The sequence below is a fragment of the Coleofasciculus sp. FACHB-712 genome (assembly GCF_014695635.1).
Lineage (GTDB): Bacteria > Cyanobacteriota > Cyanobacteriia > Cyanobacteriales > FACHB-T130 > FACHB-T130.
On sequence record NZ_JACJOQ010000577.1, the window covers coordinates 1 to 1886 of the forward strand.

Here is a 1886-nt window from a genome sequence, read left to right on the forward strand (position 1 = left end):
TCTTCTTCCTGTTGAGTGAGCCGGGAAAACTTTTCATAATTCGGATAATCGGGGGTGATAACAGTTTCTTTTCGATGCAAGATTGGTGGATTAACATCATCTTCGTAATCCCGATAGCTGACGCTCAAATCTCTCAGATCGATTTGCATACTGGTGTGCAGAACAGGATGAGGATCGGCGTCAAAATTGGGGTAAAATAGATATGAAATTTTTGGTTGATAGGTGTGAAATTTAATTAATGTGGCTTCATCCATGCGTCCAATTGTACGGCTGGCACAGCCTTCGTAGAGGCGAAGCAACGGGTCGAGTTCGGAAAAAGCTGAGACATGAACCATGAAGGAACTAGGATAGAGAGGTGCATATTTAAAACCACTGGTACAGCCAACCAAGCTTTGTTGACAGCAGTGGGCAATTACACCGGGATCGCCTAGACTAAATAACATTTCCTCAGCTAATTCCCAGGCTTCTTCATAGCTACCGAATAAAGATTTGATATCGTTACGGACTTCTGGGGATATTTGTTTGAGCTTCAGATGATTGAACTTGCCTAGCGCGAGATAAACTAAAAGGTCTAAGCGGCGTTTTTGAGCGATCGCATCCCACTCTTTTTGGTCGGTTGCTTGTAAAATGACCTGGAAGGCACGGCGAAACCCGCCAAATTCAGCCCTCAAATTCTCCAATTCTGGTTTTTCATTTTTGACAGGCAGACGACCGCGTTCGGTGACAAACGCCATCAGCGGTGCCAGCATTTCCTGGTAATCTTCAAATCGCTTGATGTTGGCACGAATTCTGGGAGTTGTGGCGCGAGAACGAAAGCGAGAGGCGCGGTAAGCTTCGGCAAGCCTTTCATCTCGGAAAACAAAGTAAATGCCTAATGCAACTGGCACCGCATTAACATTAAGAACCTGGTCAATATAAATTTTCAGTTCTTCCTGTTCGTAGTATTTCTGAAAAGTATTGCGGCGAGTAATCACCCCATCGCCGTAGGCAAGTTGACCCGCTCCTCGGTCATCAATTAAAACCAGTGCAGCAACAATTAGGACTTTTTCTGTTAACTCCCAGGCGTTTAATAATGCTTCTCGACGCTCATCTGTGCGTTCAATAACATTGATGATATAACCGAGATTAACAATATCAGCGGTGGTGCGGGGGGTATCCGGAGAGTAATAAGGGTCCCATCCAGCGCTGGTGTAGCCCTTTTCCGCTATGTGCTGAATATCGCTTCCGTAGCCGCAACCATAGTCAAAGAAAGTGCTATCTTCACTAAATAAGCCAGCTTCTAAAGCGAGACGCACGGGGCGAGAAAGATTTTTACGAGCAATTGCAGCTTTGTGACGCTCTATTTTAGGCAGTGTCGAATGTAGAGAGGTTGGATGTAAGTTCTCTACAACTTGCCGCCGAATAACTTGATGACCCTGGATTTCGACACCATAATCTTGTAAGCATTCTAACCAACCCCGAAGCGTTCCAATGCCACGGGTTTTGTCTAAAAGCCGCAATTTCTCTTCTTGCCGAGTGAGGTTGGCGAATTTTTCGTAGTGGGGATAATCGGGGGTGACAAAGGTTTCTTTGCGGTGGAGGACAGGGGGATTGTCGCTAGTACTGTAGTCTCGGTAAGTTGAACTCCCGTCCCGAACATCAATCTGAATGCTAGCTTGCAAGGCGGGATGAGGGTCGGTATCAAAGTCAGGATAAAACAAGTAAGAGATTTTAGGCTGCTCGATGTTGAATTTTATTAGGGTAGCGCCATCAATACGTCCTACTGTTCGTCTTGCATAGCCCTCGTAGAGCCTCAGCAGAGGGTCGAGTTGAGAAAGTGCTGACACATGAACGTAGAGGGCACCCGGCAGCAATTTACCGATGGGGCTTTGTTGGCAGCAGTTGAC

General features: G+C 46.3%; 1 protein-coding gene. It reads right to left on the reverse strand.

The features are described from left to right. A partial coding sequence (locus H6F50_RS20870; RefSeq protein WP_190430188.1) for a DNA phosphorothioation-associated putative methyltransferase occupies positions 1-1886 on the reverse strand: 1886 nt, incomplete at both ends.